Below are 26,186 nucleotides of genomic sequence, written 5' to 3'. Positions count from 1 at the left end.
AAAGATGAAAATTTTAAAAATTTTAACATTTCTAGCACTTTTGCTCTCTAGCTGCATGGCTGCAAACTACGCTAACGCCTTTGAAAAGGTTGGCATAGTTGAAGACGGCGTTTATCGCTTTAGCCAAAATGACGCAGGGCTCAAAAAAGACCTGCTCGTAAAGGTGATCTCAGTGCAAAATGCGGACAGCTCGCGCAAAAAGATCATCTCCATGCTAAATATCCCTAAAAAGTCTAAAATAAATGACTTTAAATCAAGCGACGCAGGCGTTATAGTTTGGCCTTTTTATGAGTTTGAGGATAAATTCATAACGACCATTATCGTTGAAAATATAAAAAAAGAAGATAGCGATCAAAAACTACTTAAAATGCTTGATCTTAAGCACCCTTACTACTCGACCTTTTCTTCACGCAACAAGGGCAAAAATGACGCCATAGACGTGAAATACGTGCTAAATTTCAAAGAGGCAAAGCTGGTAAAATCGTTTATTAACCGCCCTTAAAACTTTATTTTAAATAAATTTCATTAAAATGGCGTAATCAAAAAAAGGATCATCTTTGCATAATCTAAAAAACATAAACGTCGCTCACTCGCCAGACGCTGACGATATTTTCATGTATGCTGCGGTCAAATTTGGCTGGGTTAGCAGTAAAAATTTAGCCTTCACATCAAAGGCGCTTGACATTGAAACGCTAAACGAAGAGGCACTAAAGGGCACTTACGAGGCAACGGCGATCAGCTTTGCTTTGTATCCAAAAATTTGCGATGAATTTGCGCTTTTACGCTGTGCTGTGAGCTTTGGCAAAGGATATGGCCCAAAGCTTATCAAGCTAAAAGGCAAGCAGCTAAAGCGAAATTTCAAGGTCGCACTCTCTGGCAAAAACACGACAAATGCCCTACTCTTTCGCATAGCCTACCCAGAGGCAAGGATCGTTTATAAAAATTTCTTAGATATCGAAAATGCCGTGCTTAGCGGAGAGGTCGATGCTGGCGTGCTCATACATGAAAGTATATTAAATTTCTCAGACCAGCTCTGCGTCGAGCGTGAAATTTGGGACATCTGGAGCGAGCTAAACGGCGAAAATTTACCGCTTCCACTTGGTGGCATGGCACTTAGGCGAAGCCTGCCCATAACTGACGCCATCGAGTGCGAAAGAGTGCTTAGCGAGGCCGTTCGCATAGCCACTTCGCACAAGCCATTTTTATCTCACATGCTAATGGAGCGAAATTTAATAAGAGTTGGCAAAGATGAGCTAAAAACGTATCTAAATTTATATGCAAATGACGAGTCTATCAGCATGAACGAAACGCAGCTAAAAGCGCTAAATAAGCTCTATCAAATAGGCTACGACAAAGGCTTTTTTGAAAAGCCAATCGACGTAAACGACTACCTTATACCCACTGAATACAGCGAAGCAAGGTTTAGCTGATGCAAAGTACACTTGTTTCACTTGGAGTTGAAACCTTTAAGATCGCCCTTTATATCAGCCTTCCGATGCTACTAAGTGGCCTAATAGCAGGTCTTATCATCTCCATTTTTCAAGCGACCACGCAGATAAACGAAACCACGCTAAGCTTCGTACCAAAGATCTTGCTAGTCGTCGTTGTCATCATATTTTTGATGCCTTGGATGATCTCGATGATGGTTGAATTTACCACCCGCATGCTTGATTTTATACCGGAATTTATCCAGTGACGAGACTTGTTGATTTTTCTAAATTTACCTCTGTTAGGATAGGTGGCGTGCATGAAATTTTCGAGGTTGATAGCCTTGAAGATCTAAGCTCACCTCACTTTTTAGGCTCTGTGATGATAGGCAGGGGCAACAACTTGCTTGTCTCGCCAAATCCCCCAAAAATGGCGATGCTTGGCAAGAGCTTTGACTATATAAATTTAGAAATTTGTGATGAAAAAATTTGCCTTGAGATAGGCGCTGCGACAAAGTCTGCCAAAATTTATAACTTTTCAAAACAAAACAACATAGCTCACCTTGAGTTTTTAAAAAATATCCCCGGCACGCTTGGCGGACTTATCAAGATGAACGCTGGGCTGCTTAAATTTAGCATAAGCGACAACCTCACGCATGTGCGTCTGGCTCGTGGGTGGGTCAGCAAAGATGAGATAAGCTTTAGCTACCGCCACAGCGGTATAGATGAGGCCATTTTGGGGGCTAAATTTAAGCTTCATAGTGGCTTTGACGCTGGCATATCTGAGGCCATAAGCGCAAAAAGGGCAAACCAACCAAAAGGAGCTAGCTTTGGCAGCTGTTTTGTTAATCCAGAGGGGTACTTTGCAGGGGCAATGCTAGAGGCAGTTGGGCTAAAGGGATACGTGATCGGCGGAGCGAAATTTAGCGAAGAGCACGCAAATTTTTTGATAAATTTTAACCACGCAAGCTTTGAAGACGCCACAAATCTTATAAATTTAGCCAAGGCTAGAGTTTTAGAGAAATTTGGCGTAGAGCTTAAGACCGAAGTTTGCATTTTATAAGGATGGTGATGAGTGAGTTTTTAGCAGAAGTTTTAACACTTTCTATTTTGTTTATTATGATTGGCTTTTACGCCATTTATAGGGCTACAAAAGCGCAAAGCGAGCATGAGAAAAATGTGGCTGATTATGATAAAAATCTGCTAAGCTTTGCTCAAATTTTAGGCGTAAAAAATCACATCGACCTAGTTAAATTTGATGAAATTTTAGCCGAGGCCTTAAAAGAAAAACTAATTTTTAAATTTAATAAATCTACTACCAAAGAGGAATTTATCTCTTTTATAAATGAAGAAAATTTTAAAACAAAGCCACAAATTTCGTCAGAAAATATCGACGAAGCCTTTCTTAATCTCTGCGCAAGCTCGCTTATAGAGCCACTAAATCTTGCGATACTAAAAAACGAAGATCAAATTTATGGATTTTTGTTTGAAAAAGAGCAGCTTTTTGCTCTCATTGATAGCGCTGCGCTGCTTGGCGAAAATATTATAATTTGCGAGTAAATCAAGTAAAATTCATCTCTTTTTAGATAAAATCAAGCCAAATTTCAACTATAAGGTAAAAAATGGCAAAAGAAAAAGATAGTGACAAAAAGATAGCTATCCCAGAGAGCGAAGCGGACAAGAAAAAGGCGCTTGAGCTTGCGCTAAAGCAGATCGATAAAGCTTTTGGCAAAGGCACGCTTTTAAGACTTGGCGACAAAGAGGTTGAGGCGATCGAGTCGATACCGACCGGCTCGCTAGGACTTGATCTGGCTCTTGGCATAGGCGGCGTTCCAAAAGGCAGGATCATCGAGATCTACGGACCAGAGAGCTCTGGTAAAACCACTCTCACTCTTCACATCATCGCCGAAGCGCAAAAAGCTGGCGGAATTTGTGCATTTGTCGATGCAGAGCACGCACTAGACGTAAAATATGCTTCAAATTTAGGTGTAAATACTGACAACCTTTACGTTTCTCAACCAGACTTTGGTGAGCAAGCACTTGAGATCGTTGAGACGCTTGCTAGAAGTGGTGCGGTCGATCTTATCGTAGTTGATAGCGTCGCTGCTCTTACTCCAAAGAGCGAGATAGATGGCGACATGGGCGATCAGCACGTTGGCCTTCAAGCAAGACTTATGAGTCAGGCGCTTAGAAAGCTGACTGGAATTTTAAGCAAGATGAAGACAACTGTTATCTTCATCAACCAAATTCGTATGAAGATCGGTATGATGGGATATGGCACGCCAGAGACCACAACTGGCGGTAATGCACTTAAATTTTACTCATCTGTAAGAATAGACGTAAGAAAGATAGCCACACTTAAACAAAACGACGAGCCTATCGGCAACCGCACAAAGGCAAAAGTCGTTAAAAATAAGGTCGCGCCTCCATTTAAAGTGGCTGAATTTGACATCATGTTTGGTGAGGGTGTGAGCAAAGAGGGCGAGATCATCGACTATGGCGTAAAACTCGACATCATCGACAAATCAGGCGCGTGGTTTAGCTACAAGGCCGAAAAACTAGGTCAAGGTAGAGAAAACGCCAAAGCCTACCTAAAAGAGCACCCAGAAATTTCTGACGAGATAGTAGCGGCGATAAAAGGCTCAATGGGGATTGATCACTTAATAAGCAGCGGCGCAAAAGACGAAGACGACGACACAAACGAAGCAGGAGATGAATAATGGTATTTATTGAAGATGTAGAAGCTCACGAGGTTTTAGACAGTAGAGGCAACCCAACAGTCCGCGCGACAGTTAGACTAAGCGACGGCACCGAGGCAAGCGCGATCGTACCAAGTGGCGCAAGCACTGGCAAGCGTGAGGCGCTCGAGCTTCGAGACAAAGACGAGAGATATGCTGGCAAGGGCGTACTAAAAGCCGTTTCAAACGTAAATGAAAAGATCGCTGAGGCGGTGATAGGCCTTGATGCTTACAATCAAAAAGCAGTCGATGCGGAGATGCTTGAGCTTGATGGCACGCACAACTACTCAAATTTAGGCGCAAACGCAGTCCTTGGCGTATCTATGGCGGTAGCTCGCGCAGCTGCAAAGAGCCTAAATATCCCACTCTACCGCTACCTTGGCGGTGCAAACGCTAGCATATTGCCAGTGCCGATGTTTAACATCATAAATGGCGGCGCACACGCAAATAATAGCGTTGATTTTCAAGAATTTATGATAATGCCATTTGGCTTTAGCACATTTAGCGAGGCGCTAAGAGCTGCAACTGAAATTTATCACAAGCTAAAATCTATCCTAAACGCAGCTGGCCACAGCACGGCTGTCGGCGACGAGGGTGGTTTTGCTCCAAATTTAAAAGACAACGAAGAGCCACTAAAGCTTATCTCTCAGGCTGTAAAAGAGGCTGGATATGAGCTAGGCAGCCAGATAAAACTTGCCCTTGACGTCGCTTCAAGCGAGCTTTACAAAGACGGCAAATACGAGCTTGAGGGCAAGAAATTTAGCAGCGACGAGCTCATTAGTTACTACGAAAAACTTTGCGAAAAATATCCGATATTCTCTATCGAAGATGGTCTTAGCGAGGACGACTGGAGTGGCTGGGCTGAGCTTACAAAAAGGCTTGGCAGCAAGGTTCAGCTAGTTGGCGACGATCTATTTGTTACAAATGAGAAAATTTTACGCGAGGGCATCGAGAAAAAGATCGCAAATGCCATCCTCATCAAGCCAAATCAAATAGGCTCAGTCACGCAAACTATGCAAACTGTCCGCCTCGCTCAAAGAAACGGCTACCGCTGCATCATGAGCCACAGAAGCGGCGAGAGCGAAGATGCGTTTATCGCTGACTTCGCAGTCGCACTAAACACTGGAGAGATAAAGACTGGTGCCACTTCAAGAAGCGAGCGCAACGCAAAATACAACCGCTTGCTTGAGATCGAGCTTGAGGCGGGTGAGTTTTTAGGGGATAATATTTGAGCGAAATTTTAGATGAATATGGCAAAGAAGATGGCATATTTCATAAAATCGTAAAATTTGTTCGGCCAACACTGCGCTACGTCATAGCCACCATCTGCGTGGCTATGTTTGCTATCTACGTAGGCAACATGATGTTTGGCAAACGCTCACTTGATGTGATGCTAAGCCTTCAGAGCAAAAAAGAGAGGCTTAGCGAAGACGTGGAAATTTTAAAAAAACTAAACGCACGTCTGCAGAAAGATTATTTTGAATTGCAAGGCCTTGAGCCAGACTCTAACAAAAAGTAGGAACGATGAAGAAAATTTGGTTAGTTTTATCTATATTAACAGCGAGCTTATGCGCTAGAGAAAACCCATTTATGCCTATTAGCGAGCTAAATACAAGCGTCATGACGACAAATATCATTGAGAAATTTGATGATTTCAACTCACTATCTTTTAAATTTCCAAGCGACGCAGCGCTTTTGATGGATGTGAGCATAAGATATAGGGCGAGTGACGGCAGCATAAAAGAAAAAAGACTAACCGATATAAACAAAACTATCGACTGGAACGATGAATTTGCACTTATGAGGATGAAGACTCCAGAGCCAGTCGCAGCTAAAAAACTAGACGTCTCAGTCACGATGGCCGATATGCCAGCTCAAAAGGTTAGCACGCCAGTGATAATAGAAAAAAAGGTGAGCACGCCAGTAACAATGGAAAAAAATGAGACGCAAATTTCAAATAAAGATAGAAATAAAACCTCAGATGTGCCAACTCCAAACGTCGTAGTGATCGACCTTGGCGCAAAAAAGATAAAAGAGCCTGCTAAGCCTGAGCAAAAAGTAGTCGAAGTTAAGATCGAGCCAGCCTCAAAGCCTGTTAAAGAGACAAAAAGCAGCGTAAAAGAGGTTAATTTTTTAAAATTTGTGAGCTTTTTAGCACATGAAAAAGAACTAAATATCATCACAAAGGCTAAAAATTTAAAGCACTTTGCCTACGAGAAAAACAAGATCGTGCTTGACTTTGCAAAGCCTCCAAGAAGCTTTAAAACCAAGAGCTTAAAGCTTGAAAACGAAACTTTTAAAAACGTAATAATCGGCTGGCATGACAAGTATTTCAGAGTGGTTTTAGAGCTTGATAAGATGCATAAATATAAGCTTGAAACCGTTGAAAATGGATATGTGCTTAAGCTTTTATAGTTTTTTAGCTTTTTCATAGAATTTCAAATATAATACTTTTCAAAATAAAATTTTAAAGGTCGTTATTTTGAAATTTCCACTTGACTGCAAAGATAGTTTTGAAAACTCATTTATTTTTTGGCTAACTCGCTATGTCAAATTTAAACTTAGCTCGCTTTCAAACAAGGAGCTAAGGGACCCAAAAGCGCTTGCTAGTGTAAATTTTGCCCTAAGCCGCGAGATAAAAAACATAGAGCAGCTTGATGGGCTGGTAAAAAGCGCTAGAAATGCAGGATTAACTGGCATAAATACCTACTTTAACCCGCTTAAAAAGATATATGAGACGATGAAATTTTATGAGCTTGGCAGCCTAAAACAGATCGATGAAGAGCTACTAAGTGAAATACTAGCTAGCACAACTGGCGGACTAAGTGATGCTAGCAAGAAAAACTACAGAATTTCAGTGATAAATTTCTTTGCCTTTTTAGACAAACAAAACGAAGAGGACGGCAAGGCTCATGTTTTTGATATAAATTTAAAAAACTGGGGCGGCGTTAGTGGTAACAAAGGGCAAAAGCTGCCTGAGTTTATGGGCGAAGAAGAGGTTAAGAAATTTCTTGATGCGATCGAGGAGAGCGACTTTAAGCAAAACTCAAACCGCAACAAGCTCATCATAAAAACCATCATCTTTACTGGAATTCGTGTGAGCGAGGCGCTAAATTTAAAGAGAAAAGATATCACCGAAGATGGCGATCTTTTTATCATTAGAATTCGTGGCAAAGGCAACAAATACCGCATCGTGATGATAAAGCGCCACCTCATAGAAGCTCACCTAGACGCCATAGCCATAAACTACATCAATAAAGAGGGCTACCTTTTTATAAATAAAAAAGGCACAAGGCTCACGCAGGCTTATGTTAGCCGCATAGTTGAGCAAATTTTATTTAAAGCTGGTATCAGAAAAGAGAAAAATGGCGCTCACATGCTGCGCCACACCTTTGCTACGATGCTTTATAAAAAGCAAAAAGACCTAGTCCTTGTGCAAGAAGCTCTTGGGCATGCAAGCCTAAACACCTCGCGAATTTACACGCACTTTGATAGTGACAAGCTAAAACTTGCTGCCAAAGTGGCTGAGGATCTGGCGAATTAGAGCCTAAATTTATCAAATTTAGGCTCTAAGTTTATGACTAAAGAAGCCCTTGAATACTTTTGCGATGTTATAGTAAAGCCTGTTGCTGACGGCGGTGAGGGCAGCGTGGAAGCTATGGCTGACGCACTTGATGCTAAATTTATAGATACCATTGTAAAAAACCCACTAGGCACTGAAATTTTAGCTAGATATGCTCTAAAAGATGATCTTGCCATACTTGAGATGTCAAGCGCTTCAGGACTTACTCTTATAAATTCTAATGAACGCAATCCTATGAAAACTAGCACATTTGGCTTTGGTCAGATGATAAAAGATGCTATTAGCAAGGGTGCTAGGAAATTTATAGTAGGTATTGGCGGTAGTGCGACAAATGATGCTGGCATAGGTATGCTAAGCGCTTTAGGCTTTAAATTTTATGATAAAAATGGCTCTTTGCTTGAGGGTAAAGGTGAAGACTTAGCTCAAATTTATGAGTTTTCAGATGAAGAGGCTATAAAAGAGCTAAAAGAGTGCGAATTCTTAATCGCCTGTGACGTGGATAATCCACTCTACGGCCAAAAGGGTGCTGCCTACGTCTATGCTCCACAAAAGGGTGCAAATGGCCGCATGGTAAAGCAGCTTGATGACGGACTAAAACACTTTGTGGGGCTTGTAAAAGAGAGATGGCGAGCAAATTTACTCTGCTCGCCAAATTTATATCAAACTAGCCGATCTTTCTTATCTTTGCAGGAAGTGCTTGTCTAGCGCAAGTGCCCACCAGCCAGTCATTTAGGCTAAATTCGCCATTTCTTTTTGGATCAAGAAGTCCAAGCTTGTTGTGATTGACCCCTTTTTCTAAATTTGCTATCCCAAAAGCTGGCTTTCCATCGACCAGGTGCGTTCTTATACCAAACTCATCATGGCCAAATCCATGCTCTATGCTGATAACCCCGCTAGCAACGCCGTCAGTTACAAATGCCTCGCCAACTTGCGCTCCATAAGGCGTAGTCACTTTGACCTTATCGCCTGAGCGAATGCCCTGCTCGCTCGCTACGTCTGGCGCTATCCTTACAAAGTTGCTAGGATGAACGGCTCTTAGCCTTGGGCTAACAAAGGTGTAGAAGTGCTGGATATTTGACTTTCTTGAGCTAACTGTGTATTTCCACTCAGAGCGTGGGAAAAATTTCTCAAGCGGCGTACCGTCACTTGCTACTGGCAACATCAGACTTGGCACTCCTGGCATATATTCGCCTGTTACTGAGTGTCTGTGTCCGCCAAGTGGCTCATAGTAGATAGAAGCTGGCGTAGGCGCTGGCACTTTTACGGTTGCTTTATCGCCCTTATATGCGCTCTCATAGCTATCATATCTACCGCCTTTTGCTAGCACGTGCGCTACTTTTGGCTTCTCTTCGTCTTTTAGATAAGGATCGAGTTTTGTCATCACTCTTGATATCTTACTAAGCTTTTTATCCTCGTCGCTTATATCTTTCACGCCCTCGCCGTCAAAGGCTAAATTTGCTAGCGCAGCTGCGTAATACTGCTCTTTTACATCAAGGTCCATGAAATTTCCGTCTTTGTCTTTGAAGGCATTTTTGCCAAAGCCTTTTAGTCCAAGCCTCTTTGCTACGGCTATATAAAACGTCTCAACGTCGATCACACCGCCGTTTTTATCCTTTGCCTGCTTTGAGCTAACGGCTGGATAGCGCACGACTGAAGTTTTAGCGATCGTTCCCCAAAGAGAGTTTGGAAGTGCCCAGTTTTCTAAATTTACCCCATCTGGCACGATGTAGTCAGCATAGGCGTTTGTCTCGTTCATAAAGGCGTCGATACCCACAAAAAGTGGTAAATTTTTACTATCTTTTAGTGCGTCTAAAACCGCTCTTTCAAGTCCAGCCTGGCCGTAAAGTACGTTTGTCATGTAGTTTATGAAAACTTTTACTTTGTATGGATAGCCAGCCTTGTGGCTCGTGAGCGTTTCATTTACAAGTGGCATAGAGATAGGATACCATGGCTGAGTTGATGGATAGCCGCTGCCGCCAGCTGCTACTTTACGCTTATACTCAGAGCTTGTTTCGTAGTATTTGCCTGATCTTGATAAATTTAGACCATTTGGCTTATAAGCGCCCTCAAAGCTCTCAAGGTCATATCTGCCCTTTAAAAACTCGTGTGTGCCGGCACTTGCATTGACGTTGCCACCCTTAAAGCCGTAAGTGCCCATTAGCGTATTTAGACAAAGTATCGCATAAGTAGTCATACCAGCTTGCGTATGCATCATACCGCCATGCACGTTTGTGCTCACTTGTCTGCCATTTTTGGTGAAATTTTCGCAAAGCCAGATGATATCTTCAACGCTCACACCACAAATTTTTGAGTACTCCTCTAAGCTGTGCTTATAAGCTGACTCTTTTAAAAGCTGCATTGAGCTTTTTACTTCAACTTTTTTGCCGTCTATTAAAATTTTACCTTTGTAGTAGAGCTTGGCTGGCTCGTTTACCTTGTAGCTTTGTATCTTGCCATCTTGCAAGCAGACCTGCCACTCGTTATTAATCAGTACAAATTTGCCGTAGTCTTTGTGTCCTTTTTCAGTGATGACTAGATGCGTGGCGTTGCACCAGTGTATCTCGCCTGCTAGCTTTGCTTGGTCTAAATTTGGCTGGATAAGGTAGTTTGTGGCGTATTTTTCATTTTCTATGATCCAGCGTATCATCGCCATGGCTAGAGCTGAGTCGGTGCCTGGCTTTATCGCTATCCAGCGGCCTTTGTCTGAAGAGGCGTATTTTACAGCATTTGTAACGCTTGGGTCGACCACTGCGTAGCTAAAGTCATCTCTAGTGCCCCTTGCATAAGAGAGCATTTTTGCCTGTTTTTGGAAAGGGTTGCCACCATTTGACGGCGAAGTGCCCCAGTAGATAACAAATTTAGAGTTTTCATAGTCTGGTTTTGTGTGCGCAAAGCCCTTTGCATTGTGCGCGATCTTGCCACCGACCCTAAAGCCACCGCCGCAAATTCCGCCGTGTGAGTAGTGATTTATAGTGCCAAATGACTTTTTGACAAAGCGATCGACGATATCAGAGCGTCCGTCATATAGGTAAAAGCTTAAAAATTGATTGCGCTTGGTGCCATACTCTGGGTTTTCGCTGTCGATTAGCTCGTCGCTATATATCGCTCTTAGTCCGTCCACGTGCCCCTCACCAAAGAGATCTCCGCCCTCTACTACCTCTTCTACTAGCTGCTCAAAGCTTATGCTCTTCCACTTGCCCTCGCCTCTTTTGCCAACTCTTTTTAGCGGAGTTAGTATCCTTGCTGGTGAGTCTATCATCTCAGGCAAGATCGCCCCTCTAGCGCAAACTGTGGCTCGCTTTTCATCTTCGCCGCTTAGTGTTGTGGCAAGCAAAGCGTCATTTATCGATGTGTCAAAATTTGCCCAGTGTACGTTTGATAGTGGGTGGTATGGGTTGCCGCTACATCTTAAAACTCGGTCGTTTTTATCATCTACGTGAAGTCTTATGCCACACTTCGTTGTACAGCCGTGGCACATAGAAAAGACAACGCTATGTCCATCGTTAAGTGAAATTTTGCCATCTTTTACGCTAAATTCAGGCTCTAGTGAGTTTGACTGCGGTTTGTAGTCGTCTTTTTCGCCGTCTGCTAGCACAGCGCTTGCGGTTACCGTTGATAGTACGGCTGATCTTTTTAAAAATTCTCTTCTTTGCATTACTTATTTCCTTTACTGCGCTATCTCTTCGCTCCAGCTGATAACCTTTTGATATCCGTTTTCAAGCTCGAGTTTCTTATCGTTTTTAGCCAAAATTTCGCTGACGCCGTGGTAAAACACCTGTGGATTTGTATTTTTAGGGCTATCTATGACCATAGTCTCATGTGTGGCTAGAAATTTTCTGATATTTGAGTTAGGATCGTTAAGATCGCCTATTATACGGCTACCACCCACACAGCTCTCTACGCATGCTGGCTGAAGTCCCGCTCTTAGTCTGTGGTCGCAGAAGGTGCATTTATCGGCCTTGTAGGTATGCAAGCTAAGATATCTTGCGTGATATGGACAGGCCTCCACACAAAGCGCACAGCCTATGCACTCTTTTGTGTCGATCTTTACGATGCCGTTGCTTCTTTGGTAGCTTGCGCCAGTTGGACAAACGTCGATACAGGCTGGTTTGTTGCAGTGGTTGCAAAGTCTTGGAAGTGACGCAATGACCGCCATTTTACCGCTTTTATCTTTTGCCTCGTACTCAGAGACGATGGTCCTAAAAGCACCTGGTTGAACGTCGTTTTCTAACATACAGCTCATAGTACATGACTGACAGCCAACACATCTTGTTAGATCTATCGCCATGCCGTAGCGAACGCCACTACCGCCAAAGTCCTTTGGTGCTGCCTTTAGCGCAGTCGTAGCGAAAAACAGTCCTGCAGCTGTGATGAAGCTGCGACGAGAGTTTAGGGTCTGTTGCATAAGAAATTCTCCTTTCTTTTTAGAAGTTTTTCTTATTTTAACATAGTAAATTTTTTTTATAAAGTTTATTTTATATTTTTGCAAAATGTATTAAATTTTGAGAATTTTGGTAGCACTTAAAAGGCAGAAATTTGGATAGTAAAATTTAAGTAAAAAGATAGAAATTTAACTTCTATCTTTTTAAATTTATGCTTTGCGGTTTAGCATATAAAGGTGGACAACTTGCTCGGCTGTCATCTTTAAATTTCTAATGGCATTATCTTTTCGCATGGCCTCTTCTAGTGTGGCTGGCTCATTTAGTATGCAAAAATACGCATCAATGCCGTGCTTATGGCAGTCTTTAGCGCACCTTTGCACACTTCCAGCAAGCGCGATGACTGGCTTGTGGTGCCTTTTAGCTATCTTTGCCACGCCTGTTGGGGTCTTGCCCATAGAGCTTTGAAAGTCCATGCGGCCCTCGCCAGTGATGACAAGATCAGCCTTTTTTATCTCATCTTCAAGTGCTATTGTCTGCGTGATGATCTCGATACCAGGCCTAAGCTTTGCACCCAAAAATGCCACAAAAGCAAAGCCAAGTCCGCCAGCTGCTCCAGCGCCCTTTTGCGTGTGAAATTTAGTACCATTTTTCTCTTTAACAAGCCCTGCAAAGTGTTTTAGCCCCTCATCAAGCTGCTTTACCATACGACCATTTGCACCCTTTTGTGGAGCATATACGTAGGCTGCACCCTTTTGGCCGTAGAGTGGATTATCCACGTCACAGGCGATTAAAAATTCGCACTCTTTTAGCTCTTTTAGCGCTTCTTCATCTGAAAACTCGCAAATTTGAGCTAGATCCTCGCCTTTACCCTCAAGCAAAACACCATTTTTATCATAAAATTTAAATCCAAGAGCGCTTAGCATGCCTGTGCCAGCGTCATTTGTCGCACTTCCACCAATACCTATGATAAATTTCCTAGCACCCTTACTAATGGCATCTTTTATCATCTGACCAAAGCCAAATGTGCTAGTTTTCATAGGATTTCTCTCATCAGGATTTATGAGAGTAAGTCCTGAAGCGCTTGACATCTCGAGTATGGCGAGGTCGTCTTTTAGGGCATATCTAGCTAAAATTTCAGTACCAAGCGGGTTTTTTACAATGGTATCTATAAATTTCGCATCAAGCGCATCAGCCATAGCCTCCACGCTGCCCTCGCCGCCGTCAGCCACTGGCTTTACGACGACGTCACAAAAGTCTTCAAGGGCTTCTTTTACAGCAAGGCCCGCCTCAAGCGAGCTTAGCGAGCCTTTTAATGAATCTATCGCAACCAAAATTCTCATAAAAGCACCAAAGATAGTATATAAACGCTGATCATTCCAACAACGCCCATGATAAATGTCATCGCTGTTTGCGTGCGGTAACCTTGATCTGCGGTCATCTTACTAAAGTTTGTCACGACCCAGAAGTAGCTGTCGTTTGCGTGAGATACGCACATCGCACCAGATGCTATCGCCATGACACAAAGTGCGGCTGAAATTTCGCTCGTAAAGCCAAGTATGTGCATGAGCGAGTTGCCATCGCTAAATGCGCCCATGATAGAGGCTGTCGTGATGATAGCCACGGTCGAGCTTCCTTGAGCTGTTTTTAGGGCGGCTGAGATGATGAATGGGAAGAAAATTCCTACCGCTTTTATAGCTGAGGCATTTTCTTTTATGAAATTTACAAATCCTGCCTCAGTGATGACGTTGCCTAAAACGCCGCCAGCTGCGGTGATAAAGAGTATCGGACCAGCTATCTTTAATGATTCGTTTGTGATGTGGTCAAATTCTCTCATTTTTTTAGTTTCAGCTAGTAAAAATACACAAAAGATCACGCCGATAGCAAGCGCAATGATAGGGTTACCTAAAAATAAAAATACTTTTGGTAAAAGTGTAGCTTTATCAAGCATGCCTTGCTTTGCCAAAACATCGATCACAGAGCCAACCGCCATGAAGATGATAGGCATGATGATAGGAGCAAGGCTTAAAAATCCGCTAGGCAATTTGCCAAATTTCTTTAAAAGCTCATCGTAGCTAGCTGTTATCGTAGCATCAGCCTCTTTCTCGCTGATAGTTACGCTTTTAGCGATGCTTTTTGAAAAGAAATAAACAGCTACCAAAACAGGCACCGAAACTACTGCACCCATAATGATGACAAGAAGTAAATTTCCGCCAAGGCCAAGTGTGCCAGCAGCAGCTATCGGACCAGGAGTTGGTGGGATAAAGACGTGAGATGCGTATAGGCCACCACTTAGAGCGACTGACATAGCAACTGGACTTGCTGAAATTTTCTTATAAAGCGCCTCGCGAATAGAGTTTAAAACGACAAAACCACTATCGCAAAATACTGGTATGCCGACAACCCAGCCCATTATAAGCATAGCAAGCTCAGGGCGTCTTTGTCCGACTAGCTTTACGACCATGTCCGCTAGCTTTAGCGCAGCTCCCGTTTTTTCAAGCACTGTGCCGATGATCGTTCCAAAGATGATGACGATGCCGATACTCTTAAACGTACCGCTAAATCCAACGCCTATCATCGCTGGGATCTTGGATAGATCAATACCTGCGACGATCGCAAGCACCAAAGATATACTCATAAGTGCCAAAAATGGGTGCACCTTGAGCTTTGAGATCATGACGATCATAAGTATGATCGAGATAACAAAACATACGATCAAAGCCATTCCGCTCATGAAAGCTCCTTTTGTTGTGAGATTATTGATGAGGATTTTAGCAAATTTTGCTTATATTTTTTCTGATTTTTTAAGTTTTTTGATTAATTAAATTTATTTGACAAATTTGAGCAAATTTATGAATATTTGCCCAAATTTAGCCATTTATTTTGGATAAAAATTTAAGTTTATTTTAAAATAACAAAACCAAGACCGATCTTATCTGTGTGCCTGTTGTAGTCTATCAAGCTCTCGCCATATCCAGTGAAATACTGCAAATAGCCATAAACGCCGGTTGAAAATATCGGAAACATATATGAAAGTTCGGCCGCGCCTTTATTTGTTTTATCAAAATGTAAGTTATTTCTTAGCATTAGACTAAAGATGTGGTCGTTTAGGTTGTAGCTAAGCCTTACGTCGCCGTGTCCGATATACTTTAAAATGTCCTTATTATCGCCCTTGTCGCCAACGACTATCCAAGCTCTTGGCGAAACGCTAAAGTTGCCATAAACAAAGTCACTTTGCACGTAGGCTCTGTTCCAGCTCCTTGATTTAGAGCCATCTCGTCCGTTTGACTCATGCAAAAGGCCAAATTTTAGGTTTTGGACGCCGATTTTCTCTAGATATTTTGGTGAGGCGAAATTTAAGAAAATTTCTGGCTGATAGTTTGTCTCGCGAAACGGCGATGACTTTTTAGTGATCTGCCACCACGAAGTCTGCGTATATGCCGCTACAAGGCTCTCTCTAAGACCGAAAACGTCATAAAATAGCGGCTTTGCAAGGCTTATTTGAAACTTGGTCTCAACGCTCTTTCTGCTATCGTTTGGTATATTTTTGGCGTAAGTTACTGGCAAAAGGTAGTTAAATTTATAAAGTTCTATGCCAAGTGCGTTTTGTAGATGATGCTCGGCCTTGTTTTCTTGTGTGATCTTAGCCTGCTTTACCTTTGCTTCTGGCGTCGCTGGCTCGGCATTTAGACTAGCCTGAGAGGCTAAACTTTGCGCGTTTATAGAGTTTTCGGCAATGCTTTTATAAATTTGCATAGCACCTTTTATGTCGCCACTTTGCTCAAGTGCTTGCGCCTTTTGAAACTCGTTAAGTTCGCTTGCTGTTAAAAGGCTAAAGCCAAGAGCCAAAAATAGTATAAATTTAGGCATCTTTTTGCTCCTTTTTTTGAATTTCGTTTGCTATTTTGTATTCTTCCGGGAAATTTACGTTAAAAAACTGCTCTTTATTTTCAAAATTTACCACCTTAAGCTTACAACTTTTTCTTAAAAGACCTATTTTATGCTCATTTTTTAGATAAAGCTCTTTGGCTAATGTGGCTAAATTTGGGCTAAAAAAGCCACAAAGCGAGTGGATATGCTCATCATCGCCAGCTACGACCATGTCAAATTCATCTTTAAATTTAGCCAGCTCGTCAAGACTTACAAGATCAAAAAATGGCATATCAGCTGGGATGATAAAGACGCTATGATCAAAGCTTTTAAGCACAGAGTAAAGCGCTAACATCGGCGAATACTCCTCACTGCTCTCATCTTTTATGAGCTTTAGCGGTGGAGTAAATTTCTCAAATTTAGAGCTTACAAAAACCTCATCAAAGACTTTGCTAAATTTAGAGACTTGGTAGTGCGTGAGCGTTTCAAAGCCCCCAAATGGCAAAAGTGTCTTATCCTGCCCCATGCGTGAGCTCTTGCCACCTGCTAAAATGATGCAAGTTTGCATTTTTATCCTTTTAAATTTCAAAAATTACAAAAGTATAACCAAATTTTCTAACTCATCTTGTTTTAAATTTATAGACAACTCATTAAAAGGCTTGTTAATTTGAGTACATTTTGATAAAACAAGAATAAACATGGCAAATTTAGCGGAAACCCAGCTACTACAACTTTTTAAAATTTATAGATGGCTTTACTTTTTGTAAATTTCAGCCCTCTCTTTTAAAAGACCGGTTTTTAAATTTGGCAAGGAGCTAAGCTCGTCAAAAAGGCCAAAAAGTGCGTGCTGTGGCGGCAAGCTAAGATGAGTGAGCTCTTTTAGAGATAAAATGGGCGAATAGTCCTTGCTTTTTAGTCTTGCTACTAAGATCACGAGGCTGGTAAGCTTAGGCATTTGGCGTAAAAACTCTAAGCTATCTATGTGAATAAATTTAGGCGAAAGTCCGTCGCCGCTGATCTCTAAGCTCTTTAAATTTTGCAAATTTGAAAATGCAGAGTATTCATTTATCTTTTGAAAATTCTCAACATATAGGTTCTCAAGTCCGGTTAATTCAGCGATCGGTGCTATACTTTTCACTCTTGCTCCTGAGCCTATAAAAAGAGACTTTAGGTGAGAGAGGCTAGCCAGTGCGTCAAGTTCCTCGTATGAGCCCCATTTGATATGAAGGCTTTTTAAATTTCTTTGACAGCACACCGCGTCAAGGAGCTCTTGCGGCATTTTTGTGCAAAAGTTAAGCTCGTTAAACGTATCTGGCTCGCTTCTTAAAAATTCACACCACTGATCAAGCAAAGCTCTTTTTTGCTTCGCGGTTTTATACTGCGGCGTAAAGCTATCGCCTAGCTGCGTACCAGTTTATGATAAGGCTTTTTTGCCCTTTATATTCGCTAACTTCGACGATGGTATCGATATTTTGCATTTTCAAATCCGAAATTTATAAATTTGTAGTAAACAAAAACCAAAGTAGCAGAATTTTAATATAAATTTGTATCTTGTGACGAAATTTACAGAAGGAATTTCACTAAATTTTGTGAAAAAGATAAGGCAAAGTATCGTGAGATGGGTTTAAGGCTTTGCTCCCATTGCAGTCGCAACTGCAAGCAGAAGCGACGTAAAAATTTAGCAAAGATAAGACATTTTAGTCTATCGAGCTAAATTTTTACTAGCTCCGTTAAAAACGCTCGCTAGACGAGCCGTTAATTTCTAAAGATCGCGCGGATCGGCTATTTTACCTGCTATTGCGCTCGCCGCTACAACAGCCGAGTTAGCTAGATAAATTTCACTCGTTCTATCGCCCATACGGCCGACGAAATTTCTATTTGTCGTTGAGATACAGCGCTCATTTGCGCCTAAAATGCCCATATATCCGCCAAGACAAGCGCCACAAGTTGGGTTGCTTACAACCGCACCAGCTTCGATGAAAATGTCGATAAGCCCCTCTTTTTCAGCAGCTCTTGCGATCTTTTGCGTCGCTGGAGTGATGATGAGCCTTGTTTTGCGGGCTACTTTTTTGCCTTTTAGTATCTCAGCAGCGATGCGAAGGTCGCTTAGACGGCCATTTGTGCATGAGCCGATAAATGCCTGATCGATAGCTAGATCGTCATGAACTGCCTGTCTTACGCTCTTGCCGTTGCTTGGCAAAAATGGATATGCGATGACTGGATCAAGGTTTGTGACATCTATCTCTAAAATTTTGTCGTATTTTGCGCCCTCGTCTGAGTAGAAAAATTTTGGTTTATCGCGTAAATTTTTATCTTTTAAAAACTCTTTTGTGATCTCATCAACTGCGATGATACCGCTCTTTGCGCCAGCTTCGATAGCCATGTTACACATTGAAAATCTATCATCCATGCTAAGGCCCTCTATCACCTCGCCACTAAACTCAAGTGCCTTGTAAAGTGCGCCATCAACGCCTATTTGGCGGATGATCTCAAGGATGAGGTCCTTACCATAGACGTGCTTATCAAGTTTGCCCTTAAAGACAACCTTGATGCTCTCAGGCACTTTAAACCAGTTTTTACCAGTGATCATCGCATAAGCTAGGTCGGTGCTACCCATGCCGGTGCTAAAGGCTCCAAGAGCGCCGTGCGTACAGGTGTGGCTGTCTGCGCCGATGATGACGTCGCCTGGGATGACTAGACCTTTTTCAGGCAAAAGCGCGTGCTCGATACCCATATCTTTTTCGTCAAAATAGTTTTTAAGGTCGTGTTTGTAGGCAAATTCTCGTGAAATTTTGGCTTGATTTGCGCTTAGGATGTCCTTTGTTGGGATGTAGTGGTCCATCACGATGGCAAAGCCGTCTGGGTTGGCTAGCTTTTTAGCGCCACTTCGCTCAAACTGCTTGATCGAAATAGGCGTCGTGATGTCGTTACCTATGATCATATCGATCTTGCTCTCGATGATCTCTCCTGCGCTTACCTCTTTGCCAACATGATCTGAAAATATTTTTTCTGTGATGGTTTGTTTCATAAATTTCCTTTAAATTTTGTGGCGATTTTAACAAAAATAGCTAAATTTAAAGAAAATTCACCAAGCCAAAAGGCTTAGTGAAACTAAAATTTAACCGATGCGGTGAGCATAAACTGCCTGCCATATCCTGGCACGATGGCTAGGATATTTTTGCCCTCTGAGTTGTAAGAAGTGTAGTAAATTTTATCAGTCAAATTTTTCACATTAAACTGGAAATTTGTCTCATAGCCTGAATTTTTAGTTGTGTAGCTTGCAAATGCGTCATAAGTCACAGCATGAGGCATCTTGTATGCGTCACCAGAATTTGAGTAGGCAAACCATGAGCCAAAGTATCTAGCCCCACCGCCTAGTCTAAAGCCCTTTAGCCCAAGGTGGGTAAAGTCGTAGTTTGCGAGCAAGCTTGCTTGGTGCTTTGGTGTGGCGTCAAATGGCTTGCCAACCTTCCAAGTGTTCTCCTCGTCTTTTAGAGTCTTTGTCTTTGTGTAAGCGTAGCTCGTCCCTAAAGTAAGCCCCTTTGTTATTTTGCCGTTTGCGTCTAGCTCAAAGCCACGTGAGCGCACCTCTCCACTTGCGTAAGTGATGTTGTTTAGGCTGTAGGCTACGTTTTTCTTTTTGATATCAAAAATGGCTGCAGTAGCTGTAATGCTATCGTTTTGAAATTTGCTTCCAAGCTCGATAGAGTTGCCCTCTTCAGGGTCTAGCGAGCCAAGATCGTCATTCATAGATATTTGCGGCTTAAAGCTTTGAGCGTAGTTCACATAGACCGACCACTCTTTATTTAGTAGATAAAGAAGGCCAGTTTGATATATCAGCTTGCCGCCATGGCTGTCGGTAGCTGTTTTAAATGGCTCGCCCTTGCCACCAAGCTGATCGTAGTACTCATATCTTAAGCCGAGCGCGTAGATTAGATTTTCGGTTAAATTTATATTATCTTGCACGTATATGCCGATGCTGCGTATCCTTTGATACTGCTTGTCGTTTTGATTTGGTGTTTTTACTAAAGAGGCGGTGCCAAATACAAGGTTGTATAAATTTACGTTATTTGCTCCGCCTTGACTTCTGTAAGAATTTGCCCTGCGGCGAAGCTCCTCTTTTAGATCCACGCCTGTTATTAGGTTATGCGAGATGGGGCCAGTTTCAACTATGCCGTTTAAATTTATCCCGCCAGCGTGAGTTCTGTGCTCAAAATCGTAATAGTAAGAATTTTCTCTAGTGACTAAGCCAGTTGCTGGAGCAAAATTTCTAACCCTCATTTGTCCGTACTCGTGCATTGATCTTGTAAAGGCGTAGTTTGCTTTTAAAAGCCAATTTTCGCTCAAATTTTTCTCGAAACCGACATCAAATGTGTGAATTTCGCCCTTTATCTCGTTAAATTTCTCATCGAGCCTCTTTTTTGGATCGCTTAGTAGAAATTTGCCGTCCCAGTTTTTATATGCGGCAGTTTTGTTTGTCACCATATAGCTACCGCGGTCAAGCGGATCGGTGTAGCGTCCGTATGAGTAGGCAGCGTCGATGCGGTAGTCGTCGCCTTTGTAGCTGATACTTGGAGCTACGAGTAGGGATTTAAATTTGCCATACTCTCGCCAGTAGTGTTTGCCACTTTGATCGAAAATAAATCTATATGCAAAGCCACTTTCTCCGATAGGTCCGGTGCTATCAAAGCCATAGTTGTAGTAGTGGTTGTTGCCAGCACCAGCGTAAATTTCATGACTAAAGTCGTAAAGCGGTTTTTTGGTAACTAAATTTATGATCCCGCCAGGGTCTTGCACGCCGTAAAGCAAGCTAGCTGGCCCTTTTAGCATCTCTACTGTTTGCACGGTTGCATTAAAACTATGTCTAACGCCAGCTGAAATGCCATTTCGCATGATCGACCCATCTCTGTTTTTGCCAAATCCACGTTTCAAAACTGCGTCAAATATCCCTCCAGTCGAGTTTGCGTAGCTTATGCCGCTCACGTTTTGAAGGCTCTCGGCTAGTGTCTCTGGCTTTTTGTCTTTTAACTGCTGGGTTGTCACGACGTTTACGGTCTGCGGTATCTCGAGAATAGGTGTATTTGTCTTGCCAACTTCGCTCGTTGTCGCCCTGTAACCATCATCCGCGCTATCTTCTACGCTCACGCCTTCTAAATTTACATCAGCGCCATTTAAAGCTGAAATCGCAAAACAAAGTGCGATGCTAACGCGAAATTTACTCAATTATTCTCCTTTAAAAAACTAATTATTTTAAAAATCGTTATCATTATATAAAATTGAAATTTAATTTTTAATGAATTAATTTACATTATATTTATGAAAATTTCTCAATCGCACAAAAACACTATTTTTATTATTTGTATATTTTAAAATTATAATTTAAGCGACTAAAATCAATTCAACGTAAAATTTAGCCTTAAATTTTATTCTAAATCCCTAAAATACTCCATTTATTACTTTGGATAAATAAATCAACAAAATTTATTAAGATTTATCACAACTAACGTTATTTAGCTACTTTTTACCATTTTTTCTTAAAAATAAAAATTAAGAGATATTATTTAATTTTTATTATAAAATACGCCGAAAATTTTAAAAGGATTTAAGATGAAGAGACTATTTTCTAGCTTGTCTAACAAGATAGCCTTTTTGCTGACAGCTTGGATGCTAATAGGCATAGGCATATTTTTTAGCATAAACTACTCAAATTCCAAGTCGGAAAAAATTCAGTCGTACAACAACGTACGAAAAACAGGGCTTAAATCGACGATGTACTTTGTCGATGAGTTTTTAAAGTCAAGACTTCACATGGTGCAAAACTTTGCAAAAGAGATAGAGGATAAAAAGCTCTATACTAGCAGGGACGATATAGCCGAGGCACTAAAGGGGGCTTTTATCATTTCGCCATTTGACGCGCTATTTGTGGGCTACGCAGACAATGGCAACGTCATAAAGACTGATCTTTTGAAAAACAACGAGCCATTTTTGATACCAAATTTTGATGGTCGCACGCGGGCTTGGTTTCAAGGTGCAAGCAGCAGCGAAAAGCCTGGATTTTCAGAGCCATACATAGATGTCACGACAAAGAATTTAACCATCACTGCCTACGCTCCAATATTTAACGACAAGCACCAGCTTGTAGCGGTCCTTGGCGCAAATATCTTCTTAAACAGCTTTAGCCAGGAGCTTTTAGAGATAAAAACAACTAAGACTTCAAATATCATAATCGCCGATGACAACGGCAGAGTGATAGTTCATCCTGATATAAATTTGATCACAAAAGAAGATGAAAACTACAAAAATCTCATCAAAGAGAATATGAAAAAGAGCATAGAGGACGACAAGGTTTCGCTATTTTTCCATAATGGTATGAGAAACGTCATCTACTGCCAAAACCAAAAGCTAACAGGCTGGAACGTCTGTATAGTGGCTGATGCTGATGAGTTTGTAGCTGAGATAAAAAGCGCTTCAAACAAGCAAATTTTGATGTTCAGCCTATTTTTGATCTCGGTCATCATCGCTATTATGGTGGTCGTTAGATACTTCTTAAGACCAGTTTTAACGATACAAAACGGGCTAATCGAGGTCTTTAAATTTATAAACAACAAAACTTCAAACGTCGAGCCTATCAAGCTAAAAAGTAACGACGAGCTAGGCGTTATGGCTAGCATCATCAATGAAAACATCGAGAGCACAAAAGAAAATTTAAATAACGAGCGCGAGTTTTTAGCCAAAACGCAAGAATTTGTAAGCAAGATAAAAGGTGGCGACTTTAGAGCGACGCTTGAAGCGACGACAAATAGCCAAGCTCTGCTAAAACTAAAAGAGGCATTTGGCGATCTACGTGACTCACTAAAGACAAATATCGCTTCAAATGAGCATGACATCTTGAAAGCGCTAGAAATTTACTTTAAAAACGACTTTACAGCCAGGATAAACGACGATGGCGTCATCGCAAAAGGCATCGACGCGCTTGGTGACAAGATCGCGCAGATGCTAAAAAATAATGAAGATGTCGCAAAACTGCTAGAAGACCGCGCTAAAGCGCTAAAAGGCTACATGCAAGAGCTAACGACTAAAGCAAACAAGAGTGCTACATCGCTCTCTGAGGGTGCGGCTGCGGTTGAGCAGATGAGTGCGTCTATGAGGCAGGTAAATGCAAGATCTGATGATGTCAAAAGGCAGTCTGAGGAGATAAAAAATATCATCACCATCATCCACGATATCGCCGATCAGACAAATTTACTAGCCCTTAACGCTGCCATTGAAGCAGCACGTGCGGGAGAGCATGGCAGGGGCTTTGCGGTTGTGGCTGATGAGGTTAGAAATTTGGCTGAGCGCACTCAAAAGAGCCTTGGCGAGATCGAAGCAAATGCAAATATCCTAACGCAAAACATCGATGATATGAGTGCAGCCATAAACGAGCAAACCATAGCGATCGCTCAAATAAACACGCTAGTTGCTGACATCGATAATCTAACAAAAGAAAATCTTGAAGTGGCAAATCAAACAAACAAAGCCACAAACGAGGTCGATGAGATCGCTGATCAAATCGTTAAAGAGGTCGCTAAAAACAAATTTTAACTTTTGTCCTAGCAAACCAGCTAGGACTCTTTGTTAAAACATTTTTGCAACATTTCTGATATAATCCCCGCATGAAGTACGCACATTTAGTTCAAATAGCAGAATATCTATCAAAATTTAAAAAGATAAGCCAAGCAAAGCGCGTAAGCGACATGGCTATACTTATCGAATTTAGCGGCGAAAAGATCATTTTTGATCTAAATAAGTCAAATTCTGCTATCTACAAAGATGATGAGCTAAAAGAGGCGAAAATTTATCAAGCACCCTTTGATAATGTCCTAAAAAAGCGCTTTAACGCCTCACATATAAAAAGCGTCGAGTGCCTAAAAGACAATAGAATTTTAAAATTTACCTGCACACAAAGTGGCTCATATAAAAGCGAAAATTTCATCCTCTATCTTGAATTTACTGGCCGCTTTACAAACGCCGTGATAACTGACGAAAACAACATCATCATCGAGGCGCTAAGGCATATCGACAATAGCTACCGCAAGATAGAAACTGGCGAGGTTTTAAAAGAACTGCTAGCCATTGCTATAAAAGAAAAGCCATGCGAGCCTATAAGGGACTTTGAGGTATTTTTTAAAAGCGAAGCCACTAGGATAAATGAGGCTAGGATAGCAAGCCTAAAAGAGGCAAAGCTTGCTAGCGTGCAAAAAAAGATAGATAGCATGAGAGAAATTTTAAACTCGCTTGAAGATAAAGATGAGCTCATGAAAAAGAGCGAGGAGTTTGCAAACTACGGCACGCTTTTGCTTGCAAATTTGGCAAATTTTAAGGGCTATGAGAGAGAAATTTGCCTAAAAGATTTTGAGGGCAAAGAGATAAAACTAACTCTTAGCGATACGCCAAAAAATAGTGCAAATGAATTTTATACAAGATCAAAAAAACTTCGAGCAAAAGCCCTTGGTGTGGAGATAGAAAAGAGAAATTTAAGTGAAAAGATCGAGTTTTATGAGGGGCTAAAGTCACTTTTAAAAGAGGCAAATAGCGCCTATGAGCTTGAAATTTTAAGTCCAAAAAACAAGGCAAAGCAAAGAGAACATCAGATAAAAGATGTAAGCGAAAATGCTGAAATTTTTTACGTTAGAGAGTTTAAAATTTTAGTTGGCAGAAACGAAAAAGGCAATATAAATTTGCTCGATCTTGCCAAAAAAGACGACATCTGGCTTCATCTAAAAGACGCCCCAAGCGCTCACGTCATCATCAAGACAAACAAAAGCAAAGTGCCAGAAGACGTGCTAGAGATGGCGGCTAAAATTTGCGTGGAATTTAGCGTAAAAGGGGCTGGCAGATATGAGGTGGATTACACCAAACGTGAAAATTTAAGGCGTGAAAATGGCGCAAACGTCACTTACACAAACTACAAAACGATCATCATAAATAAAGGCTAAAAATGGCGGTAACACCTTTAGGAAATAGCAACTTCATCAACCAAAACGCCCCAGTCGTCTCGCAGGTGCATGCAAACCAGCAAGCACGCTTTGACATGCAAGCGCTAATGGCATCTGAGCTAGCCACGCAGCAAAACGAGGAGATAAAAGAGGTGCGTCCGATGGAGGAGTCATACAAGATAGACCCTGAAAAAGAGCACGAACGTCAAAAGAGCGAAGAAGAGGCGAGCGAGTTTGAGAACGAGGAGCAAAACGCAAAAGCCAAACATGAAGAGACCTTGGAAGATGAGCTTGATAGCAATGAAGAGAGCGAAGAGCCGCATGTTTTGGATATAAAAATTTAAACTTTTAAATTTAAAGAGATTGCTTAAATCACACCATCATTTTTAAAATTTACTAGCTAACTGTGCCTTAAATCAAAAAACAAATCATTAAAAAGTAGAAATTTAAAAGAAGTAAAAGTGGCGAGAGGATGAGAGAATCGAACTCCCCACCAGACGGTCAACCGCCCAGTCATCGGGTTTGAAGCCCGTGAGCATCACCAGATTACTTTATCCTCCGTGCGCGTTATTTTAGCAGATTTAGATAAATTTTAGCCCATTTTCTATAAACTTTTTGAAATTACAAAAGGATTTATGATTTCTAAATTTAGCGTTTTTGCATTTTTTCTCTTATTTTTTTGCTCTTGCTCCTCAGTCCTCACCCCAGCAACAGCGCCACTAAATGTATATGACGCATACTCTATTTCTCGCGATAAACGCGGTATCTACTCGATCTCTCGTGACAAATTTATCCAAAGCAAGCTACAAAGCAAAATTTTGTTTTCAAAAGGCCTTAGCAACATCGACATCGAGATAGAGGTCTTTTACGGCGATGCCTATCTCATAGGGCTTGTTGATAGCAAAGAGTTAGGTGAGAAGCTAGTTGAACTTGCCAAAAGCACGGACGGAGTGCGAAAAATTTACACCTATCTTAGAGTAAAAAAGAGCGAGTATCCGTGCGATAGCCTAAGCATTCTTGCAAATTTAAAGCAAAATCTCTTTAAGGATAGCGTCGTTGAAGGCACAAATGTGCGTGTTAGCATCGTTGGCTGTGACGTTGTTTTTAGTGGCGTAGTAGATAGCATCGAGCAAGAAAAGCACGCCATTTGGTATGCTAAGCACATTGATGGCGTGGCTGATGTCTATTCGTTCATCAAAGTTATCAAATAA

24 protein-coding genes, 1 tRNA gene and 1 pseudogene are annotated in these 26,186 nt (G+C 41.6%); 16 read left to right on the top strand and 10 right to left on the bottom strand.

The genetic code is table 11. The features are described from left to right. The first annotated feature begins 4 nt into the window (after positions 1-4). From G6W42_RS02455 to G6W42_RS02405, 11 genes are all read left to right on the top strand, one after another. On the top strand, positions 5-502 hold the full coding sequence (locus tag G6W42_RS02455) for a hypothetical protein (protein WP_194172817.1): 498 nt from the start codon (positions 5-7) through the stop codon (positions 500-502). Between the two features lie 112 nt (positions 503-614). Further along, positions 615-1,430, top strand: coding sequence for an MqnA/MqnD/SBP family protein (locus G6W42_RS02450; protein WP_242042675.1), 816 nt, complete (start codon positions 615-617; stop codon positions 1,428-1,430). Next, complete coding sequence (gene fliQ / locus G6W42_RS02445) at positions 1,427-1,696, top strand: flagellar biosynthesis protein FliQ (protein WP_223154231.1); 270 nt, start codon at positions 1,427-1,429, stop codon at positions 1,694-1,696. The genes G6W42_RS02450 and fliQ overlap by 4 nt, the downstream gene beginning before the upstream one ends. Beyond that, positions 1,693-2,490, top strand: a complete 798-nt coding sequence (locus tag G6W42_RS02440) for a UDP-N-acetylmuramate dehydrogenase (protein WP_194172815.1) — start codon at positions 1,693-1,695, stop codon at positions 2,488-2,490. The genes fliQ and G6W42_RS02440 overlap by 4 nt, the downstream gene beginning before the upstream one ends. 8 nt (positions 2,491-2,498) lie before the next feature. Next, positions 2,499-2,987 carry a hypothetical protein gene (locus tag G6W42_RS02435; protein ID WP_194172814.1) on the top strand — a complete coding sequence of 163 codons (489 nt, stop codon included), beginning with the start codon at positions 2,499-2,501 and terminating at the stop codon, positions 2,985-2,987. Positions 2,988-3,049: 62 nt separating this feature from the next. Then, complete coding sequence (gene recA / locus G6W42_RS02430) at positions 3,050-4,147, top strand: recombinase RecA (RefSeq protein WP_021085361.1); 1,098 nt, start codon at positions 3,050-3,052, stop codon at positions 4,145-4,147. Next, positions 4,147-5,397 carry a phosphopyruvate hydratase gene (eno, locus tag G6W42_RS02425; RefSeq protein WP_103565812.1) on the top strand — a complete coding sequence of 417 codons (1,251 nt, stop codon included), beginning with the start codon at positions 4,147-4,149 and terminating at the stop codon, positions 5,395-5,397. Before recA ends, eno begins: the two co-directional genes overlap by 1 nt. A gap of 104 nt (positions 5,398-5,501) precedes the next feature. Continuing rightward, positions 5,502-5,684 (top strand): hypothetical protein, encoded by a 183-nt coding sequence (locus tag G6W42_RS02420; RefSeq protein WP_181000157.1) that lies wholly within the window; start codon positions 5,502-5,504, stop codon positions 5,682-5,684. A 5-nt stretch (positions 5,685-5,689) separates the two neighbouring features. Beyond that, positions 5,690-6,580 (top strand): AMIN domain-containing protein, encoded by an 891-nt coding sequence (locus tag G6W42_RS02415; protein ID WP_194172813.1) that lies wholly within the window; start codon positions 5,690-5,692, stop codon positions 6,578-6,580. Positions 6,581-6,647: 67 nt separating this feature from the next. Then, the gene (locus tag G6W42_RS02410; protein ID WP_194172812.1) at positions 6,648-7,709 is read left to right on the top strand and encodes a tyrosine-type recombinase/integrase; all 1,062 of its coding nucleotides are present in this window, start codon (positions 6,648-6,650) and stop codon (positions 7,707-7,709) included. Between the two features lie 33 nt (positions 7,710-7,742). Further along, positions 7,743-8,453: a glycerate kinase gene (locus tag G6W42_RS02405; protein ID WP_430640588.1), complete on the top strand. Its 711-nt coding sequence runs from the start codon at positions 7,743-7,745 to the stop codon at positions 8,451-8,453. Here G6W42_RS02405 and G6W42_RS02400 read toward each other — a convergent pair. The 9 genes from G6W42_RS02400 to G6W42_RS02360 all read right to left on the bottom strand — a co-directional run bounded on the left by G6W42_RS02400 (position 8,413) and on the right by G6W42_RS02360 (position 21,220). Beyond that, positions 8,413-11,403 carry a molybdopterin dinucleotide binding domain-containing protein gene (locus G6W42_RS02400; protein WP_194172811.1) on the bottom strand — a complete coding sequence of 997 codons (2,991 nt, stop codon included), beginning with the start codon at positions 11,401-11,403 and terminating at the stop codon, positions 8,413-8,415. The two genes, G6W42_RS02405 and G6W42_RS02400, sit on opposite strands and share 41 nt — an antisense overlap. Positions 11,404-11,415: 12 nt before the next feature. Then, entirely contained in the window at positions 11,416-12,153 is a 738-nt protein-coding gene (locus G6W42_RS02395; protein WP_103607761.1) for a 4Fe-4S dicluster domain-containing protein, read from the bottom strand. 186 nt (positions 12,154-12,339) lie between these two features. Continuing rightward, on the bottom strand, positions 12,340-13,470 hold the full coding sequence (locus G6W42_RS02390; protein WP_194172810.1) for a glycerate kinase family protein: 1,131 nt from the start codon (positions 13,468-13,470) through the stop codon (positions 12,340-12,342). Next, positions 13,467-14,861, bottom strand: a complete 1,395-nt coding sequence (locus G6W42_RS02385; protein ID WP_194172809.1) for a GntP family permease — start codon at positions 14,859-14,861, stop codon at positions 13,467-13,469. The genes G6W42_RS02390 and G6W42_RS02385 overlap by 4 nt, the downstream gene beginning before the upstream one ends. A 167-nt stretch (positions 14,862-15,028) precedes the next feature. Then, on the bottom strand, positions 15,029-15,997 hold the full coding sequence (locus tag G6W42_RS02380) for a phospholipase A (RefSeq protein WP_194172808.1): 969 nt from the start codon (positions 15,995-15,997) through the stop codon (positions 15,029-15,031). Continuing rightward, positions 15,990-16,565 carry a molybdenum cofactor guanylyltransferase gene (locus G6W42_RS02375; protein WP_194172807.1) on the bottom strand — a complete coding sequence of 192 codons (576 nt, stop codon included), beginning with the start codon at positions 16,563-16,565 and terminating at the stop codon, positions 15,990-15,992. Before G6W42_RS02375 ends, G6W42_RS02380 begins: the two co-directional genes overlap by 8 nt. A gap of 186 nt (positions 16,566-16,751) precedes the next feature. Further along, positions 16,752-17,348 (bottom strand): leucine-rich repeat domain-containing protein, encoded by a 597-nt coding sequence (locus G6W42_RS02370; RefSeq protein ID WP_242042674.1) that lies wholly within the window; start codon positions 17,346-17,348, stop codon positions 16,752-16,754. Between the two features lie 411 nt (positions 17,349-17,759). Further along, positions 17,760-19,025: a 3-isopropylmalate dehydratase large subunit gene (leuC, locus tag G6W42_RS02365; RefSeq protein WP_194172806.1), complete on the bottom strand. Its 1,266-nt coding sequence runs from the start codon at positions 19,023-19,025 to the stop codon at positions 17,760-17,762. Positions 19,026-19,108: 83 nt separating this feature from the next. Next, complete coding sequence (locus G6W42_RS02360; protein ID WP_194172805.1) at positions 19,109-21,220, bottom strand: TonB-dependent siderophore receptor; 2,112 nt, start codon at positions 21,218-21,220, stop codon at positions 19,109-19,111. Positions 21,221-21,604: 384 nt separating this feature from the next. Here G6W42_RS02360 and G6W42_RS10790 point away from each other — a divergent pair. The 4 genes and pseudogenes from G6W42_RS10790 to G6W42_RS02345 all read left to right on the top strand — a co-directional run. Next, positions 21,605-22,282 (top strand): annotated as a pseudogene (locus G6W42_RS10790) (cache domain-containing protein); the annotation flags it as partial. Between the two features lie 33 nt (positions 22,283-22,315). Further along, positions 22,316-23,581, top strand: a complete 1,266-nt coding sequence (locus G6W42_RS10785) for a methyl-accepting chemotaxis protein (RefSeq protein WP_430640590.1) — start codon at positions 22,316-22,318, stop codon at positions 23,579-23,581. A gap of 71 nt (positions 23,582-23,652) precedes the next feature. Then, complete coding sequence (locus G6W42_RS02350) at positions 23,653-24,975, top strand: NFACT RNA binding domain-containing protein (protein ID WP_194172803.1); 1,323 nt, start codon at positions 23,653-23,655, stop codon at positions 24,973-24,975. 2 nt (positions 24,976-24,977) lie between these two features. Continuing rightward, positions 24,978-25,319 carry a hypothetical protein gene (locus tag G6W42_RS02345; protein WP_194172802.1) on the top strand — a complete coding sequence of 114 codons (342 nt, stop codon included), beginning with the start codon at positions 24,978-24,980 and terminating at the stop codon, positions 25,317-25,319. Positions 25,320-25,437: 118 nt separating this feature from the next. On the opposite strand, the gene G6W42_RS02340 is transcribed toward G6W42_RS02345, so the two are convergent. Then, positions 25,438-25,535, bottom strand: a tRNA-Sec gene (locus G6W42_RS02340). A 75-nt stretch (positions 25,536-25,610) separates the two neighbouring features. Between G6W42_RS02340 and G6W42_RS02335 the strand changes: the two genes are divergently transcribed. Further along, positions 25,611-26,186 (top strand): BON domain-containing protein, encoded by a 576-nt coding sequence (locus tag G6W42_RS02335; protein ID WP_194172801.1) that lies wholly within the window; start codon positions 25,611-25,613, stop codon positions 26,184-26,186.

Origin of the sequence: Campylobacter concisus (genome assembly GCF_015230015.1) — a bacterium.
Lineage (GTDB): Bacteria > Campylobacterota > Campylobacteria > Campylobacterales > Campylobacteraceae > Campylobacter_A > Campylobacter_A concisus_AF.
This window is presented reverse-complemented; position numbering and strand designations above follow the sequence as displayed.

What these genes read in the sequence shown, in the direction of transcription:
- G6W42_RS02455 (WP_194172817.1), top strand. Translation starts at nt 5, where the DNA reads ATGAAAATTTTAAAAATTTTAACATTTCTAGCACTTTTGCTCTCTAGC.
- G6W42_RS02450 (WP_242042675.1), top strand. Translation starts at nt 615, where the DNA reads ATGTATGCTGCGGTCAAATTTGGCTGGGTTAGCAGTAAAAATTTAGCC.
- G6W42_RS02435 (WP_194172814.1), top strand. Translation starts at nt 2,499, where the DNA reads ATGAGTGAGTTTTTAGCAGAAGTTTTAACACTTTCTATTTTGTTTATT.
- recA (WP_021085361.1), top strand. Translation starts at nt 3,050, where the DNA reads ATGGCAAAAGAAAAAGATAGTGACAAAAAGATAGCTATCCCAGAGAGC.
- eno (WP_103565812.1), top strand. Translation starts at nt 4,147, where the DNA reads ATGGTATTTATTGAAGATGTAGAAGCTCACGAGGTTTTAGACAGTAGA.
- G6W42_RS02420 (WP_181000157.1), top strand. Translation starts at nt 5,502, where the DNA reads ATGTTTGCTATCTACGTAGGCAACATGATGTTTGGCAAACGCTCACTT.
- G6W42_RS02415 (WP_194172813.1), top strand. Translation starts at nt 5,690, where the DNA reads ATGAAGAAAATTTGGTTAGTTTTATCTATATTAACAGCGAGCTTATGC.
- G6W42_RS02405 (WP_430640588.1), top strand. Translation starts at nt 7,743, where the DNA reads ATGACTAAAGAAGCCCTTGAATACTTTTGCGATGTTATAGTAAAGCCT.
- G6W42_RS02400 (WP_194172811.1), bottom strand. Translation starts at nt 11,403, where the DNA reads ATGCAAAGAAGAGAATTTTTAAAAAGATCAGCCGTACTATCAACGGTA.
- G6W42_RS02395 (WP_103607761.1), bottom strand. Translation starts at nt 12,153, where the DNA reads ATGCAACAGACCCTAAACTCTCGTCGCAGCTTCATCACAGCTGCAGGA.
- G6W42_RS02390 (WP_194172810.1), bottom strand. Translation starts at nt 13,470, where the DNA reads ATGAGAATTTTGGTTGCGATAGATTCATTAAAAGGCTCGCTAAGCTCG.
- G6W42_RS02385 (WP_194172809.1), bottom strand. Translation starts at nt 14,861, where the DNA reads ATGAGCGGAATGGCTTTGATCGTATGTTTTGTTATCTCGATCATACTT.
- G6W42_RS02380 (WP_194172808.1), bottom strand. Translation starts at nt 15,997, where the DNA reads ATGCCTAAATTTATACTATTTTTGGCTCTTGGCTTTAGCCTTTTAACA.
- G6W42_RS02375 (WP_194172807.1), bottom strand. Translation starts at nt 16,565, where the DNA reads ATGCAAACTTGCATCATTTTAGCAGGTGGCAAGAGCTCACGCATGGGG.
- leuC (WP_194172806.1), bottom strand. Translation starts at nt 19,025, where the DNA reads ATGAAACAAACCATCACAGAAAAAATATTTTCAGATCATGTTGGCAAA.
- G6W42_RS10785 (WP_430640590.1), top strand. Translation starts at nt 22,316, where the DNA reads ATGAAAAAGAGCATAGAGGACGACAAGGTTTCGCTATTTTTCCATAAT.
- G6W42_RS02350 (WP_194172803.1), top strand. Translation starts at nt 23,653, where the DNA reads ATGAAGTACGCACATTTAGTTCAAATAGCAGAATATCTATCAAAATTT.
- G6W42_RS02345 (WP_194172802.1), top strand. Translation starts at nt 24,978, where the DNA reads ATGGCGGTAACACCTTTAGGAAATAGCAACTTCATCAACCAAAACGCC.
- G6W42_RS02335 (WP_194172801.1), top strand. Translation starts at nt 25,611, where the DNA reads ATGATTTCTAAATTTAGCGTTTTTGCATTTTTTCTCTTATTTTTTTGC.